We start from the raw sequence: 15610 nt of genomic DNA, 5'->3' as shown, positions 1-15610 counted from the left end.
GAAGGGGCAGCAGAGCAATGCAGCAACTCAATCCTTCCGAAATAAGTGAAATCATCAAGGGTCGCATCGACAAGCTCGATGTAACCTCCCAAGCCCGTAACGAAGGTACTGTCGTCAGCGTGTCTGACGGTATCGTGCGGATTCACGGTCTCGCCGACGTAATGTACGGCGAAATGATCGAGTTTCCGGGCGGCGTCTTCGGTATGGCTCTCAACCTTGAGCAAGATTCTGTAGGTGCTGTGGTATTGGGCTCCTACCAGTCTCTGGCTGAAGGCATGAGCGCCAAGTGCACAGGCCGCATCCTGGAAGTTCCGGTTGGTAAGGAACTGCTGGGTCGCGTTGTCGACGCACTGGGTAACCCTGTCGATGGCAAAGGTCCGCTGAACAACACCGAGACCGACGCCGTAGAAAAAGTCGCTCCGGGCGTTATCTGGCGTAAGTCGGTAGACCAGCCTGTACAGACTGGCTACAAGGCTGTCGATGCCATGATCCCTGTCGGCCGTGGCCAGCGTGAGCTGATCATCGGTGACCGTCAGATCGGTAAAACCGCTCTGGCGATCGACGCGATCATCAACCAGAAAAACAGCGGAATCTTCTGCGTCTACGTAGCAATTGGTCAGAAGCAATCGACCATCGCCAACGTAGTTCGCAAACTGGAAGAGAACGGCGCTCTGGCTAACACGATCATCGTGGCTGCCAGTGCTTCCGAATCTCCAGCGCTGCAATTCCTGGCTCCGTACTCCGGTTGCACCATGGGCGAATACTTCCGCGACCGCGGTGAAGACGCGCTGATCGTTTATGACGATCTGTCCAAGCAAGCAGTGGCTTACCGCCAGATTTCCCTGCTGCTGCGCCGTCCACCAGGCCGTGAAGCGTACCCAGGCGACGTGTTCTATCTCCACTCCCGTCTGCTGGAGCGCGCCTCCCGCGTTTCGGAAGAGTACGTAGAGAAGTTCACCAACGGCGCGGTAACTGGCAAGACCGGTTCCCTGACTGCACTGCCGATCATCGAAACCCAGGCTGGCGACGTTTCCGCGTTCGTTCCGACCAACGTGATTTCGATCACCGACGGTCAGATCTTCCTGGAATCGGCCATGTTCAACTCCGGCATCCGTCCGGCAGTGAACGCCGGTGTTTCGGTATCCCGTGTTGGTGGTGCCGCTCAGACCAAGATCATCAAGAAGCTTTCCGGTGGTATCCGTACCGCTCTGGCTCAGTACCGTGAACTGGCTGCATTTGCCCAGTTTGCTTCTGACCTGGACGAAGCGACCCGCAAGCAACTTGAGCATGGTCAGCGCGTTACCGAGCTGATGAAGCAGAAGCAATACGCGCCAATGTCGATCGCTGACATGTCGCTGTCGCTGTATGCCGCTGAGCGTGGGTTCCTGACTGACGTCGAAATCGCCAAAATTGGCAGCTTTGAACAAGCGCTGATTGCTTACTTCAACCGCGATCACGCCGATTTGATGGCGAAGATCAACGTGAAGGGTGACTTCAACGACGAAATCGATTCTGGCCTCAAAGCCGGTATCGAGAAGTTCAAGGCCACCCAAACCTGGTAAGCCGCAGCGGGGGTCGAGAGGCCCCCGCTTGCTAACCTGATAGGTGTTACATGGCAGGCGCAAAAGAGATTCGCAGTAAGATTGCGAGCATCAAAAGCACGCAAAAGATCACCAGCGCCATGGAAAAAGTGGCGGTCAGCAAAATGCGCAAGGCTCAAATGCGCATGGCAGCTAGCCGTCCTTACGCGGAGCGTATCCGCCAGGTGATTGGTCATCTCGCCAACGCTAACCCGGAATACCGCCACCCGTTCATGATCGAGCGCACAGTAAAGCGCGTCGGTTATGTCGTTGTGAGCAGTGACCGTGGTCTGTGTGGTGGCTTGAATACCAACCTGTTCAAGGCTTTGGTCAAGGACATGGCGAAGAACCGTGAAAACGGCGTAGAGATTGATCTGTGCGTGGTTGGCAGCAAAGGTGCGGCGTTTTTCCGCAACTTCGGCGGTAACGTCGTCGCTGCGATCAGCCACTTGGGCGAAGAGCCGTCGATCAACGATTTGATCGGCAGCGTCAAGGTGATGCTGGATGCCTACCTGGATGGCCGTATTGATCGCCTGTCCGTGGTATCCAACAAGTTCATCAACACCATGACTCAGCAACCAATGGTCGAGCAGTTGATTCCGTTGGTCGCAACCCAGGATCAAGAACTCAAGCACCACTGGGATTACCTGTACGAACCCGACGCCAAGGAGCTGCTGGACGGCTTGATGGTACGTTACGTGGAGTCGCAGGTTTACCAGGCGGTGGTCGAGAACAACGCAGCCGAACAGGCCGCGCGGATGATCGCGATGAAGAACGCCACAGACAACGCCGGTGATTTGATCAGCGATTTGCAGCTGATCTACAACAAGGCGCGTCAGGCAGCGATCACCCAAGAGATCTCGGAAATCGTCGGCGGCGCTGCCGCGGTTTAACGGTTCAAAATTCAGAGGAACCAGCTAATGAGTAGCGGACGTATCGTTCAAATCATCGGCGCCGTGATCGACGTGGAATTCCCACGCGATAGCGTACCGAGCATCTACAACGCGCTGAAAGTACAAGGCGCGGAAACCACTCTCGAAGTTCAGCAACAGCTGGGCGACGGCGTGGTTCGTACTATTGCAATGGGCTCGACCGAAGGCTTGAAGCGCGGTCTGGATGTTGTCGACAGCGGCGCAGCCATCTCGGTACCGGTCGGTAAAGCGACTCTCGGCCGTATCATGGACGTCCTCGGTAACCCGATCGACGAAGCCGGCCCAATCGAAACCGAAGAACGTTGGGGCATTCACCGTCCAGCGCCTTCGTTCGCTGAACAGGCAGGCGGCAACGACCTGCTGGAAACCGGCATCAAGGTTATCGACCTGGTTTGCCCGTTCGCCAAAGGCGGTAAAGTCGGTCTGTTCGGTGGTGCCGGTGTAGGCAAGACCGTAAACATGATGGAACTGATCCGTAACATCGCCATCGAGCACAGCGGTTATTCCGTGTTCGCAGGTGTAGGTGAGCGTACTCGTGAAGGTAACGACTTCTACCACGAGATGAAGGATTCCAACGTTCTGGACAAAGTGGCACTGGTTTACGGTCAGATGAACGAGCCGCCGGGTAACCGTCTGCGCGTAGCACTGACCGGCCTGACCATGGCCGAGAAGTTCCGTGACGAAGGTAACGACGTTCTGTTGTTCGTTGACAACATCTACCGTTACACACTGGCCGGTACTGAAGTATCCGCACTGCTGGGCCGTATGCCTTCTGCAGTAGGTTACCAGCCGACCTTGGCCGAAGAGATGGGCGTGCTTCAAGAGCGCATCACTTCCACCAAAGAAGGTTCGATCACTTCGATCCAAGCGGTATACGTACCTGCGGATGACTTGACTGACCCATCGCCAGCGACCACCTTCGCCCACTTGGACGCCACCGTCGTTCTGTCTCGTGACATCGCCTCCCTGGGTATTTACCCAGCGGTCGATCCACTGGACTCGACTTCGCGTCAGCTGGACCCGAACGTGATCGGCCAGGAGCACTACGACACCGCTCGCGGCGTTCAGTACGTGCTGCAGCGCTACAAAGAGCTGAAAGACATCATTGCGATCCTGGGTATGGACGAGCTGTCGGAAACCGACAAGCAGTTGGTATCCCGCGCTCGTAAGATTCAGCGCTTCCTGTCGCAGCCGTTCTTCGTGGCTGAAGTCTTCACCGGTGCTTCGGGTAAATACGTTTCCCTGAAAGACACCATTGCTGGCTTCAAAGGCATCCTCAACGGTGACTACGACCACCTGCCAGAACAAGCGTTCTACATGGTCGGCGGCATCGAAGAAGCGATCGAGAAAGCCAAGAAACTGTAACCCCCGGCGCCCGGTAACGGGCGCTAATCAGGTTGAGGCAGGCAAATGGCTATGACAGTCCATTGCGATATCGTCAGTGCGGAAGGAGAAATATTCTCCGGTCTGGTCGAGATGGTGATTGCGCACGGTAACCTGGGTGATATCGGTATCGCTCCAGGTCACGCGCCGCTGATCACTGATCTGAAACCAGGTCCGATCCGTCTGATCAAGCAGGGTGGAGAAGCCGAGGTGTTTTACATCTCTGGTGGTTTCCTTGAGGTTCAACCGAACATGGTCAAAGTGCTTGCCGATACCGTGCAACGCGCTGCTGACCTGGACGAAGCCTCTGCTCAGGAAGCCGTCAAGGCGGCTGAGAAAGCCCTGAACGAGAAAGGCGCAGACTTCGACTACGGATCTGCTGCTGCTCGTCTGGCCGAGGCCGCAGCTCAGCTGCGTACCGTTCAGCAAATTCGCAAGAAGTTCGGCGGCTAACGTCGTCGGCTTTGATGCGCGATTGAGAAAAAGGGTAGCCTCGGCTACCCTTTTTCTTTTTTCAAAATCAGCTCGTTCCGGATCTCTCTCCGAAGCGCGGCTCGCTCGGTTGGAATGTCTGTCATGTCTCTCGATATCGTAATTCTCGCGGCCGGCCAAGGCACCCGCATGCGCTCGGCGTTGCCCAAGGTGCTTCACCCGGTGGCAGGCAATTCCATGCTTGGCCATGTTATCCACAGTGCTCGTCAGCTCAATCCACAAAGCATTCAGGTCGTCATCGGCCACGGTGCCGATGCGGTGCGTGAGAGGCTGGCCGCTGATGATTTGAATTTTGTTCTGCAGGACAAGCAATTGGGTACCGGCCACGCCGTTGCCCAAGCAGTACCTGCACTCACCGCCGATACTGTGTTGATCCTTTATGGCGATGTGCCGCTGATTGAGGTGCAGACCCTGCAGCGGCTGCTCACATTGGTCAACTCTGAACAGCTGGGCCTGTTGACTGTCACCCTAGACGACCCAACCGGTTATGGCCGCATCGTTCGTGATGAGCAGGGTCGTGTCAGTGCCATTGTCGAACACAAAGACGCGACTGATGCTCAGCGCTCAATCCAGGAAGGCAATACCGGCATCCTCGCCGTTCCGGGCCAGCGCCTGGGGGAATGGCTGAGTCGCCTGTCGAACAACAACGTTCAGGGCGAGTATTACCTGACTGACGTCATCGCCATGGCCGTCGACGATGGCTTGGTGGTTGCAACAGAGCAGCCGCAGGATGCGATGGAAGTACAGGGCGCCAATGATCGCAAGCAGCTCGCGGAGCTAGAGCGCCATTATCAACTACGTGAGGGGCGTCGCCTTATGGCGCTGGGTGTCACTTTGCGAGACCCCGCGCGCTTCGATGTCCGAGGCGAGGTGATTGTGGGTCGGGATGTCACCATCGACATCAACGTCATTCTCGAAGGCCGCGTCGTGATTGAAGACGATGTGATCATCGGGCCGAATTGCGTGATCAAGGACAGCACACTGCGCAAAGGCGCCGTGATCAAGGCCAACAGCCACCTGGATGGCGCAATTGTCGGCGAGGGTGCGGACGCCGGCCCGTTCGCACGCTTGCGTCCGGGCACTGTGTTGGGCGATCGCGCGCATGTGGGTAATTTTGTAGAGCTGAAGAATGCTCGTTTGGGTGAAGGCGCCAAAGCCGGTCACCTGACTTATCTGGGCGACGCGGTCATTGGCGCGAGGACCAACATCGGTGCGGGCACTATTACCTGCAACTACGATGGCGCCAATAAACACCAAACCACTATGGGCGAAGACGTATTCATCGGATCGAACAACTCGCTGGTAGCGCCTGTGGATATCTCCTCTGGCGTCACTACAGCAGCTGGTTCGACGATCACTCAAGATGTTTCTATCAATCAGTTGGCAGTTGCCCGCGCTCGCCAACGAAACATAGACGGCTGGAAGCGACCAGTTAAGATCAAAAAAGACTGAAGTTATCCACAGCTCCCTCCTGTAGGGGCGTACTTGTTCGCGAGAAAATATTTGGCATCCCGCAGTCTCGCCATCAAGTTGGCTCCTACAGGTTTCAATCGCTTCGGCGCTTGACGTTTATCTTTCGATAGGTTTTGATTGGCTTCGTTATCTTTCGAAACGAAACCTAAGGTCGCCATGTCGAAGCGCAATACTCCTCAGCGTCGTCACAATATCCTCGCGCTACTCGCAGAGCAGGGAGAAGTGAGCGTCGATGAACTTGCCAAGCGCTTCGAAACTTCCGAAGTAACGGTTCGAAAGGATCTGGCTGCGCTCGAAACCAACGGCTTGCTGTTGCGCCGCTACGGTGGCGCGATAAGTATGCCGCAGGAACTCATCGGCGATGCCAGTCAGCCAGTCTCGCGATACAAGCAGGCCATCGCTCGGGCAGCAGTCGGACGCATCCGCGAACACGCTCGAATCATCATCGACAGTGGTAGCACCACCGCCGCCATGATTCCCGAACTTGGTTTGCAGCCAGGTCTGGTGGTGATGACCAATTCCCTCCATGTGGCCAACGCCTTGGGTGAACTGGAACACGAGCCGGTGTTGCTCATGACCGGTGGCACTTGGGACCCGCACTCCGAGTCCTTTCAAGGGCAAGTCGCCGAGCAGGTATTGCGCTCATATGATTTCGATCAGCTATTCATCGGTGCCGATGGCATCGATCTGGCGCGCGGCACTACCACTTTTAATGAGCTGTTGGGCCTTAGCCGAGTCATGGCTGAGGTTGCCCGCGAAGTGATCGTGATGGTTGAAGCCGACAAAGTCGGTCGCAAGATTCCCAATCTGGAGCTGCCGTGGAGCAGCGTCCATACCCTCATTACCGATGATCGCCTGCCCCAAGCGGCACGCGAGCAAATTCAGGCCCGCGGCATCACGCTGATATGCGCCGCTGTTTCCTAGGAGAAAACCATGTGTGGAATTGTCGGCGCTGTCGCTGAACGTAATGTCACTGCCATCCTGCTAGAAGGCCTTAAGCGTCTTGAATACCGCGGCTACGACAGTGCCGGTGTGGCGCTGTTCACCAGCGCCGGTGTGCTTGAGCGTCGACGCCGCGTGGGTAAAGTCGTCGAACTGGAACAAGCCTTGGCGGGCGAACCGCTGGTGGGCCGTCTCGGCATAGCCCACACCCGCTGGGCGACCCACGGCGCGCCGACTGAACGCAATGCCCATCCGCATTTCTCAAATGACGAGCTGGCAGTGGTTCATAACGGCATTATCGAGAACCACGAAGTGCTGCGCGAACGCCTCAAAGGCCTGGGCTATGTGTTCACCTCGGACACTGATACCGAAGTTATCGTCCACTTGCTGCACCACAAACTTCAGGACACGCCGGACCTGACCGTCGCTCTCAAGGCAGCGGTCAAAGAACTCCATGGTGCCTATGGCCTGTCGGTAATCAGCGCCAAACAGCCTGATCGTCTGCTCGCCGCCCGTAGTGGCAGTCCGCTGGTGGTTGGACTCGGCCTGGGGGAGAACTTTCTTGCTTCCGACCAGCTCGCGCTGCGTCAGGTCACGGATCGATTTGTATATCTGGAAGAAGGCGATATCGCTGAGATTCGTCGCGATAACGTACAAATCTGGGATGCCGAAGGCGCACCCGTTATTCGCGAAACCGTGCAACACCGAGAAGGTGCCGAAGCCGCCGACAAGGGCGAGTTCCGCCACTTCATGCTCAAGGAAATTCACGAGCAACCAAAAGTGGTGCAGCGCACGCTCGAAGGTCGTCTGGGTCAAGAACAGGTTTTGGTTCAGGCGTTCGGCCCTCAAGCGGCCGAACTCTTTGCCAAAGTGCGCAACGTACAGATCGTCGCGTGTGGCACCAGTTATCACGCAGGCATGGTCGCGCGTTACTGGCTAGAAGGTCTGGCCGGGATTCCCTGCCAGGTCGAAGTTGCCAGCGAGTTCCGTTACCGCAAAGTGGTTGTGCAGCCGGACACGCTGTTTGTCTCCATCTCCCAGTCCGGTGAAACCGCCGACACACTGGCCGCGCTGCGCAACGCCAAAGAGCTAGGGTTTCTGGCCAGTCTGGCGATTTGTAACGTTGGTATCAGCTCGCTGGTGCGTGAGTCCGATCTGACCCTGCTGACCCAGGCAGGCCCGGAAATCGGTGTCGCCTCGACCAAGGCCTTCACTACGCAGCTGGTGGGCTTGTTGCTGTTGACCCTGTCACTGGGGCAGGTCAAAGGCACATTGGGGGAGGGCGTTGAAGCAGAGCTAGTTGAAGAACTTCGTCGCCTGCCGACCCGGCTGGGTGAAGCGCTGGCGATGGACAGCACTATCGAGAAGGTCGCCGAGCTGTTTGCTGAGAAGAACCACACGCTGTTCCTGGGTCGTGGCGCGCAGTTCCCGGTGGCGATGGAGGGGGCGTTGAAGCTTAAGGAAATCTCCTACATCCACGCCGAAGCCTACCCGGCGGGTGAGCTGAAGCACGGCCCATTAGCCTTGGTCGATAGCGACATGCCTGTCGTGACAGTCGCGCCGAACAACGAGCTGCTGGAGAAACTCAAATCCAACCTGCAAGAGGTTCGCGCGCGAGGTGGCGAATTGATCGTTTTCGCCGACGAACAGGCCGGTATGCACAACGCTGAAGGCACGCATGTCATTTCCATGCCGCACATCATCGATGCCTTGGCGCCGTTGCTGTACACGATCCCATTGCAGCTTTTGTCGTACTACGTTGCCGTGCTGAAAGGTACTGACGTAGACCAACCGCGCAATTTGGCCAAATCTGTCACGGTGGAATAAGTTACCCACAGCGAGTTATATCCACTGGCGACTGCCTATAAGTCGCCGGGCGGATAAAGCTTAGCGCTGAAGATCAGCCGGTAGATAAGACTTATCCACAATCGCCTGCCAATCCACTTCACCTTTCAACTCTCCGTTCAATCTCAGGCCATCGGCCATACGGTCAAGCTCGACCAGATTGAAGTCTCCCTCGCTCCACATATGTGAAGTGACCATATTATCCACAGCCTCCTTCGCGATGGCGGGTTCAAGCTTGAAGCTCTTGCCGAGGATTTCTGCTGCCTGCTGTGGGTTGTCGTAGATCGCTTTCACACCCATGCGCCGTCCTTCGATGATTGCCTTGAGCTTGTCGGGGTGCGCTTTGGCGAACTCGCGAGTGGTAATGCCGACCGACGTGGTCATTGGCGGCAGAATGTCGCTGGATTTGTAGAGGGTGTCGTATTGGTCTTTGCGGATGATCGACAGCGGTTCGATCAATACAGCTGCGTCCACGGCTTTCTGATCCAGCAGCGTCAAGCCGTTCACGTAACCGCCAGATGCCACTCTTGCGACCTTCTCGGCGTCCACGCCCTTGGCTTTCAACGACATCAACAGCAGCATTTCCGAGACACCCTTGGGAGAGGTGATCGCGACTTTCTTGCCCGATAGGTCAGCGATGGTTTTCAGCTGCGAGCCTTTGAGCGTTACCACCGAAGATTCGGCGACCGATCGAGTGCCAATATTGACGATCACCAGATCCAGTCCTTGACGTTGAGCAGCCAGTGCCGCAGCCACTGCTACCTCACCGTAAGGCGTGTCGCTCGCCAGAATATTGCGAACGGTTGTGCCGCCGCCACCTGAACCCAGGATGCCTGTGATATCGGCACCAGCCTTCTTGAACAGGCCGTTTTCCATCGCTACTGCATACGGCAAGCCATACAGGCTCGTACCCCATTGGGTCACGGAGATCTCATCGGCGCGCGCCATGGATGTCACCAGCGAGAGCGCGGCCAGGCCAGTAACGGCAAATTTTCGGGTGGAGCGCATGAGGGCTTGCTGTGCAGTCATTCTCGAAACTCCTAATAGCAGCGACGGGTATTCGTAATGGCAAAATTTAAGGCGGCGGGGATATTTTTTTTAGTTTCTGTACGCTATTAAAAGTGATGGAGCAAGATACAGGCCAATTGCGTAGCGCAATACCTATAGGTCATTTCCGGTCTTTATCATGTTGATAATTAACATATTTATTACATAAAAGTGTTAACCCTCATTTTTCATTCGCGTCTGTGAAGTGTTCGATAAAGAAGCGTACACATTGATTTAAGCGCCTTTTCGTTCCAACCAGAGCCTGCTGGAAAAGCCTTGCAATGGCGTCCTTCTTTGGTGCGATGGCCCAATACGTGGCACTACCCTGGAGCGAATAGTGTGTACGTCCTATTGCTGCGTGCCTCAGCTTTATTATGAGTGCTTGATTCGTTATGCAATAACGAACCAAGAAAACAACGTAACTAATAATTACTTGTTGATAATCAAGATGATAACTTAAAAGTGTTTTCGTACAGACCGCACTCTCCGTTTTTGGCTTCTATCTTGCTAACACCTATATATCTAGCGTGTGCATTATAAATTGAACGCTTTTAGCCCTAGTCGGCTCAAGGTTCACCAGCCGATCTTGGAGGAGTGAATATGACGTTTGCATTGAAAGGCGGGGCGGTTGAAACGCTGCGGGCGGCAACGGATTCCCGCACCGCGCATGTCACTCTGAAACAAGTGACGCGCTCCTTCAAGAAAGCTGGCACCAAAGAGCTGTTCCACGCGCTGGGGCCCATTGATCTGACCCTGAACAAAGGCGAGTTCTTCTCCGTGGTCGGTCCCTCTGGTTGTGGGAAGTCGACGTTGATGGATGTCCTCTCCGGCCTGGCCCGTCCCACTTCGGGCGAAGTGACGTTCGAAGGCAAAGTCATCTCCAGCGTTCCGGACGGCGTCGGCGTGGTGTTTCAGGAAGATGCTTCGTTTCCCTGGTTGACCGTGCGCGACAACATCGCTTTCGGTCTTCGCCGCAGCGGCATGGATGGTCCTGAAGTCGAGCGACGTGTCATCTATGCGCTGGGTTTCATGGGCCTGCGGGACTTTGCCGGCGCTTACCCCGCTCAGTTGTCCGGCGGCATGCGTCAGCGCGTATGCATCGCCCGCACGCTGGTGATGCAGCCGCGCCTGATCCTGATGGACGAACCCTTCGGCGCTCTGGATCAACAAACCCGCCTGCTGATGGGCGATGAACTGCTGCGGCTCTGGCGCGAAACCTCTGCCACCGTATTGCTGATCACTCACGCACTGGATGAAGCGGCGATGCTTTCGGACCGGGTCGGCGTGATGTCCTCAAGGCCAGGGCTGTTCATCGACATGGTTGAGACTGGCTGGGACCGCGACCGCGACAGTCGTGTGGTATCGACCCCGAGATTTGGTGAGATCAATTCGCGCCTGTGGGACAAGTTGCGGGTGGAAACCATGAAGGTCATGGGCGCGCAGCATTGATCCGGTTCGGCCATCTTCTGAGGACGTCGATTTGAATATCGAAAGCGTGCTGCGATCCGTGTTGGTCGCGGGGTTCATCGGGCTGATCGAGGTGCTGTGTCGCACCCATGTCATCCCGCAGACGGTGATGATCCCGCCGTCGCAGATGTTTACCCATCTGCTTACGCTGGTGTCGGCAGGGCAATACAGCAAAGACATCCTTTTCAGCTTTACCAACATCATCGTTTCCGCGTTCGTCGCAATCATCAGCGGCTTCTTCATTGGCCTGCTGGTGCATTCGATGCCGCGCTTTCGCGGGGCGCTGGAACCCCTGCTCGCCAGTTATTACGCGGTGCCGACGTTCATTTTTTATCCGGTATTTATCGTTGTGTTCGGCGTCGGCCATGGCTCGATCATCGCCATCGCGGTGCTGTTGGCGATTGTCGCGATGATCACCGCGACCCTGACCGGGCTGGACCGCATCCCTCATGTGCTGCGCAAAAGCGCGGCGGTGATGCGCATGTCCCGACTACAGACTGCCTGGCGCATCGAGCTGCCAGCAGCGCTGCCGTATCTGTTTGGCGGTGTGAAGCTGGCGGTGGCGTACTCGTTCATCGGCGTGATTGCTTCGGAGTTCATCTTGTCTGGCTCAGGAATTGGTTACGCCATCGCCTTTGCCTACAACAACTTCGAAAGCGACAACATGTACGCCCTCATGTTGCTGGTGTTGATCAGCGTCACGCTGATCAACGCGGCGCTCAACTTCTTCGACCGTCGCTTGCAAGCGCGTCGTCAACGGTGACCGGCATGCAGAGATTCCTCCCGACCTTTTTACTGGTGCTTGCGCTGATCGCCGCGTGGCAACTGTTGCATCTGGCCATCGGTGCTGGCGCGCTGACCTCTCCCTGGATGACCGTCACGCACCTGATTTCGATGATGGGCACCGTCGAGCTTTGGACCAATGTCGGCGAGACCGCCAAGGCTTTTGCATATGCCATGAGTCTGGCGCTGATCGGCGGGATCGTATTGGGTGTGCTGCTTGGCGTGAACAAGCTGGCGGGCGCAGTGGCCGAACCGATCCTGCTCAATCTGTATGCCATCCCCAAAGTGACACTGTATCCATTGGTGCTGCTGTGTTTCGGGTTGGGGCTGTCTTCGAAGGTGGCGTTCGGTGTCATGCACGGCTTGATCCCGATTCTGCTGTTCACCATGAACGCCATCCGCCAGATGCGTCCGGTGTACATGCGCACCGCCGGCACGTTGCGCCTGACCCCGATTCAATCGCTGTTTCATGTGCTGTTGCCGGCAATTCTGCCGGAGATCGTGGCCGGGGTGCGGCTGGGTTTTGCCCTGACGTTACTGGGCGTGCTGATCGGCGAAATGTTCGCCTCCCAGCGCGGCCTTGGCTACATGGCGGTCAACGCCATGGGCCTGGGCGACATACCGACCATCATGGCCGTGGCGCTGCTGCTGACGGTCATCGCGGTCACCTGCAACAGCCTGATGCTGATGCTCGACAAAAAACTTCAACACCGATAACTGACTTTTCGTACCGAACTGTATCCACACATAGGGGTAACCACGATGTATGACGTTTTCCAGACTGACCGCCTCATTGATCTTTGGCTGACCGAAGACATCGGTTACTGCGACCTGACCGCGCAAGTCATGATCGAAGCAGAAGAAACCGGTGCTTTTTATATGAACGCCCGGGAAACACTGATCGTCTCCGGCATCGACATCGCCGCCCGCGTTTTCAAGCGCTACGACCCGACGCTGGAAGTCATCGTGCGAGTAAAAGACGGCCAGAAGATCGAAGCCGGTACCGTGATGATCGATGTCAGCGGTAACGCACGCAGCGTACTGACCGCCGAACGCACCGCGCTGAACATCGTGCAGCGCATGTCCGGGATCGCCAACGAAACGGCTAAATACGTCGCCGCCGTCGCGGGCAGCAACGCTCGTCTGATCGACACCCGCAAAACCACTCCAGGCCTGCGCATGCTGGAAAAACACGCCGTTACCTGCGGCGGCGGTCTGAACCACCGTCTGGGCCTGGATAACGGCGTGATGATCAAGGACAACCACATTGCCGTCTGCGGAGGCATTACCCAGGCTGTGCAGCGCGCCCGTCGTCAACTGCCGGTGCTCACCAAGCTGGAAGTTGAATGCGACAGCCTCACTCAAGTGGCTGAAGCGCTGGAAGCCAACGTCGATGTGATCATGCTCGATAACATGAGCGTGGCCGACATGACCGAAGCGGTAAAAATGGTCAACGGCCGCACTAAGCTCGAGGCTTCGGGCGGCATCAATCTGTCCACCATCGGCGCGATTTCCAAGACTGGCGTCGACTACATTTCCACCAGCAAGCTCAATCAGGCGGCGGTGTGTGTGGACATCGGCCTGGACGAGGCGGAGTAAGACTCATGGCGCAGGGCATCTTCTTCTTTGTTGTCGGCCCAAGCGGCGCCGGTAAGGATTCGTTGATCGAAGGCGCCCGCGCCCATCTCGGTGAGGCCGGTCGGTATGTGTTCGCTCGTCGCACAATTACGCGCCCCACCGGCGCCCCAGGCGAGGATCACGACGGCGTCACCGAGGCCCAATTCAGAACGTCTGTGAGCGCAGGGGATTTTTTGATCACCTGGGAAGCCCACGGATTGTCCTACGGTTTGTCAGCCGATCTGCTGACGGCCTTGAGCAACGGCTACAACGTGATTGCCAATGGCTCACGAAAAATGATCCGCGAGCTGGCAGGCCTTGTGCCCAGACTGATCGTGGTGGAGGTCACGGCGTCCATAGACGTACTGGCCGCGCGGATTCTGGCGCGCGGTCGGGAGAATGCGTTGGAGGCTCGGGCGCGGGTCATGCGTCAGGTCGAACCGTTGCCCATCGATATCGAGACCATCCGCGTGAGCAATGACGGTGCGCTCGAAGACGGCATCAACGCCTTCATCCGTGCGCTGGCCAATGCCACGCAACGCCTGCGGCTGCGGCGGGTGCCTGTGTCTACGGGCCTTGAGCGTATCGCCTACCTCCCGATGCAGAACGCCGTGCTGTCAGCAACGGATTATCTTGGCGCTTCAAAAGTGGACCTGCTCGCTGAGGGCAAATCATTGAGCGTGCAGATTCATGGTCTGGCCGCCGGGGTGTTTCTTGAGTCCGACGAAATCGGCTTGAGTGAAGAAGCGTTCTCCAGTTGGGACGTTGCCGAAGGCGCCGAGGTTGCTCTGCGCCGCACGCCTTCTCCGGCCAGTCGCCAAGCGTTGATCAAGAAGGTTCAGGGTCAGGAGTTGGGCGAGGAAGAGTACGAGATGTTGCTGCGCGACATCATTGAGGGGCGCTACACGGACGGCGAAATCAGCGCTTTCCTGGTTAGCGCCACTCGCAGTCTGTCCGACGCCGAGGTTATCGCACTGGCCAAGGTGCGAACCCGCTTCACGCCGACAATGCGCTGGGATCGACCCATTGTGGTCGATAAACATTCCATGGGCGGGGTCCCTGGCAGCCGCATCACGCTGCTGGTGGTGCCGATCGTCGCGGCCCACGGCATGGCGATGCCCAAGACTTCGTCGCGGGCGATCACTTCGGCGGCAGGCACCGCCGATGCGATGGAAGCCTTGGCGCGCGTCGACCTGACAGTCGCCGATGTGCAGCGCTGCGTGGAGCAGGCTGGCGCTTGTATTGCCTGGAACGGTCGGCTCAATCACTCCGTGGTCGATGACGTGATGAACGCTATCACCCGGCCGCTGGGCATCGACTCCAATCGCTGGTCGGTAGCGTCGATTCTTTCGAAAAAACTCACCGCAGGCTCCACCCATGTGGTCGTCGATCTGCCCTACGGGCCGCGCACCAAACTAAAAACCCAGGCGCAAGCCCGGGAGTTGGGTGATTTATTCGAGCGGGTCGGCGCCGGGCTCGGTCTGACTGTCGTGGCCTTCGCAACCGATGGCAGCCGCCCGATTGGCCGGGGCATTGGCCCGTCCCTTGAAGTGCGCGACGTCCGATTGGTGTTGGAAAACGATCCGGCAGCGCCGCAGGATTTGCGGGAGAAAGCGATCTTCTTCGCAGGGCAGATCTTGTCCTGGGACCCTGCGGTGGGTAGCGTCGAGGCGGGTCGACAATTGGCTGAGAAACTGTTGCTCAACGGTGAAGCCAATGCAGCATTCGAGCGAATCATCGACGCCCAGGGCAGAAAGGAGCCTTCGTTGCCGGGCGCGTTGACCTACTCGGTGTACGCGACCGCGGATGGGCAAGTGAGTGAGCTCGATGGCTGGCGCATCGCCGAGATCGCGCGCCGTGCCGGAGCACCTGTGGATAAGTCAGCCGGTATCGATCTTAAAGTCGGGCAGGGCGACCGCGTGACGCAGGGGCAATGCCTCTACGTAATCCATGGCTCGAATGCTGCAGACCTCGAGTCGGCCAGCGTATTGGCGCAAATGAGCGATGGCGTAACGTTAATGCCAGAACGCGAGCCTGAGTGAGGGGCAA

General features: G+C 57.3%; 13 protein-coding genes. 12 read left to right on the top strand and 1 reads right to left on the bottom strand.

From position 1 onward, the window contains the following. Nucleotides 1-17 precede the first annotated feature (17 nt). The 7 genes from atpA to glmS all read left to right on the top strand — a co-directional run bounded on the left by atpA (nucleotide 18) and on the right by glmS (nucleotide 8629). The gene (atpA, locus tag ACWKV9_RS06575; RefSeq protein ID WP_483835264.1) at nucleotides 18-1562 is read left to right on the top strand and encodes a F0F1 ATP synthase subunit alpha; all 1545 of its coding nucleotides are present in this window, start codon (nucleotides 18-20) and stop codon (nucleotides 1560-1562) included. Between the two features lie 50 nt (nucleotides 1563-1612). Further along, on the top strand, nucleotides 1613-2473 hold the full coding sequence (gene atpG / locus ACWKV9_RS06570; protein WP_483835263.1) for a F0F1 ATP synthase subunit gamma: 861 nt from the start codon (nucleotides 1613-1615) through the stop codon (nucleotides 2471-2473). Between the two features lie 27 nt (nucleotides 2474-2500). Then, entirely contained in the window at nucleotides 2501-3877 is a 1377-nt protein-coding gene (gene atpD / locus ACWKV9_RS06565) for a F0F1 ATP synthase subunit beta (protein WP_483835262.1), read from the top strand. Nucleotides 3878-3922: 45 nt separating this feature from the next. Beyond that, nucleotides 3923-4348, top strand: a complete 426-nt coding sequence (locus tag ACWKV9_RS06560) for a F0F1 ATP synthase subunit epsilon (RefSeq protein WP_043192055.1) — start codon at nucleotides 3923-3925, stop codon at nucleotides 4346-4348. A 123-nt stretch (nucleotides 4349-4471) separates the two neighbouring features. Then, nucleotides 4472-5839 carry a bifunctional UDP-N-acetylglucosamine diphosphorylase/glucosamine-1-phosphate N-acetyltransferase GlmU gene (gene glmU, locus ACWKV9_RS06555; RefSeq protein ID WP_483835261.1) on the top strand — a complete coding sequence of 456 codons (1368 nt, stop codon included), beginning with the start codon at nucleotides 4472-4474 and terminating at the stop codon, nucleotides 5837-5839. Between the two features lie 177 nt (nucleotides 5840-6016). Beyond that, nucleotides 6017-6784, top strand: coding sequence for a DeoR/GlpR family DNA-binding transcription regulator (locus ACWKV9_RS06550; RefSeq protein WP_483835260.1), 768 nt, complete (start codon nucleotides 6017-6019; stop codon nucleotides 6782-6784). A gap of 9 nt (nucleotides 6785-6793) precedes the next feature. Further along, complete coding sequence (gene glmS, locus ACWKV9_RS06545) at nucleotides 6794-8629, top strand: glutamine--fructose-6-phosphate transaminase (isomerizing) (protein WP_483835259.1); 1836 nt, start codon at nucleotides 6794-6796, stop codon at nucleotides 8627-8629. Between the two features lie 60 nt (nucleotides 8630-8689). Here glmS and ACWKV9_RS06540 read toward each other — a convergent pair whose 3' ends face one another. Further along, nucleotides 8690-9676 carry an ABC transporter substrate-binding protein gene (locus ACWKV9_RS06540; RefSeq protein ID WP_483835258.1) on the bottom strand — a complete coding sequence of 329 codons (987 nt, stop codon included), beginning with the start codon at nucleotides 9674-9676 and terminating at the stop codon, nucleotides 8690-8692. Between the two features lie 618 nt (nucleotides 9677-10294). Between ACWKV9_RS06540 and ACWKV9_RS06535 the strand changes: the two genes are divergently transcribed. From ACWKV9_RS06535 to phnN, 5 genes are read left to right on the top strand one after another with little or no spacing between them, the layout of a single operon-like run. Further along, entirely contained in the window at nucleotides 10295-11143 is an 849-nt protein-coding gene (locus tag ACWKV9_RS06535) for an ABC transporter ATP-binding protein (RefSeq protein ID WP_483835257.1), read from the top strand. A gap of 31 nt (nucleotides 11144-11174) precedes the next feature. After that, the gene (locus tag ACWKV9_RS06530) at nucleotides 11175-11924 is read left to right on the top strand and encodes an ABC transporter permease (protein ID WP_483835256.1); all 750 of its coding nucleotides are present in this window, start codon (nucleotides 11175-11177) and stop codon (nucleotides 11922-11924) included. Nucleotides 11925-11929: 5 nt separating this feature from the next. Beyond that, entirely contained in the window at nucleotides 11930-12661 is a 732-nt protein-coding gene (locus ACWKV9_RS06525) for an ABC transporter permease (protein WP_483835255.1), read from the top strand. Between the two features lie 45 nt (nucleotides 12662-12706). Beyond that, entirely contained in the window at nucleotides 12707-13543 is an 837-nt protein-coding gene (gene nadC, locus ACWKV9_RS06520; protein WP_483835254.1) for a carboxylating nicotinate-nucleotide diphosphorylase, read from the top strand. Between the two features lie 5 nt (nucleotides 13544-13548). After that, nucleotides 13549-15603 (top strand): phosphonate metabolism protein/1,5-bisphosphokinase (PRPP-forming) PhnN, encoded by a 2055-nt coding sequence (gene phnN / locus ACWKV9_RS06515; protein WP_483835253.1) that lies wholly within the window; start codon nucleotides 13549-13551, stop codon nucleotides 15601-15603. Nucleotides 15604-15610: the final 7 nt, after the last annotated feature.

Source organism: Pseudomonas corni (genome assembly GCF_057128765.1).
This window is presented reverse-complemented; position numbering and strand designations above follow the sequence as displayed.

Excerpts from the sequence above, each read along its gene's own strand:
- atpG (WP_483835263.1), top strand. The coding sequence starts at position 1,613 with ATGGCAGGCGCAAAAGAGATTCGCAGTAAGATTGCGAGCATCAAAAGC.
- atpD (WP_483835262.1), top strand. The coding sequence starts at position 2,501 with ATGAGTAGCGGACGTATCGTTCAAATCATCGGCGCCGTGATCGACGTG.
- glmS (WP_483835259.1), top strand. The coding sequence starts at position 6,794 with ATGTGTGGAATTGTCGGCGCTGTCGCTGAACGTAATGTCACTGCCATC.
- nadC (WP_483835254.1), top strand. The coding sequence starts at position 12,707 with ATGTATGACGTTTTCCAGACTGACCGCCTCATTGATCTTTGGCTGACC.
- ACWKV9_RS06560 (WP_043192055.1), top strand. The coding sequence starts at position 3,923 with ATGGCTATGACAGTCCATTGCGATATCGTCAGTGCGGAAGGAGAAATA.
- ACWKV9_RS06550 (WP_483835260.1), top strand. The coding sequence starts at position 6,017 with ATGTCGAAGCGCAATACTCCTCAGCGTCGTCACAATATCCTCGCGCTA.
- ACWKV9_RS06540 (WP_483835258.1), bottom strand. The coding sequence starts at position 9,676 with ATGACTGCACAGCAAGCCCTCATGCGCTCCACCCGAAAATTTGCCGTT.
- ACWKV9_RS06535 (WP_483835257.1), top strand. The coding sequence starts at position 10,295 with ATGACGTTTGCATTGAAAGGCGGGGCGGTTGAAACGCTGCGGGCGGCA.
- phnN (WP_483835253.1), top strand. The coding sequence starts at position 13,549 with ATGGCGCAGGGCATCTTCTTCTTTGTTGTCGGCCCAAGCGGCGCCGGT.
- atpA (WP_483835264.1), top strand. The coding sequence starts at position 18 with ATGCAGCAACTCAATCCTTCCGAAATAAGTGAAATCATCAAGGGTCGC.
- glmU (WP_483835261.1), top strand. The coding sequence starts at position 4,472 with ATGTCTCTCGATATCGTAATTCTCGCGGCCGGCCAAGGCACCCGCATG.
- ACWKV9_RS06525 (WP_483835255.1), top strand. The coding sequence starts at position 11,930 with ATGCAGAGATTCCTCCCGACCTTTTTACTGGTGCTTGCGCTGATCGCC.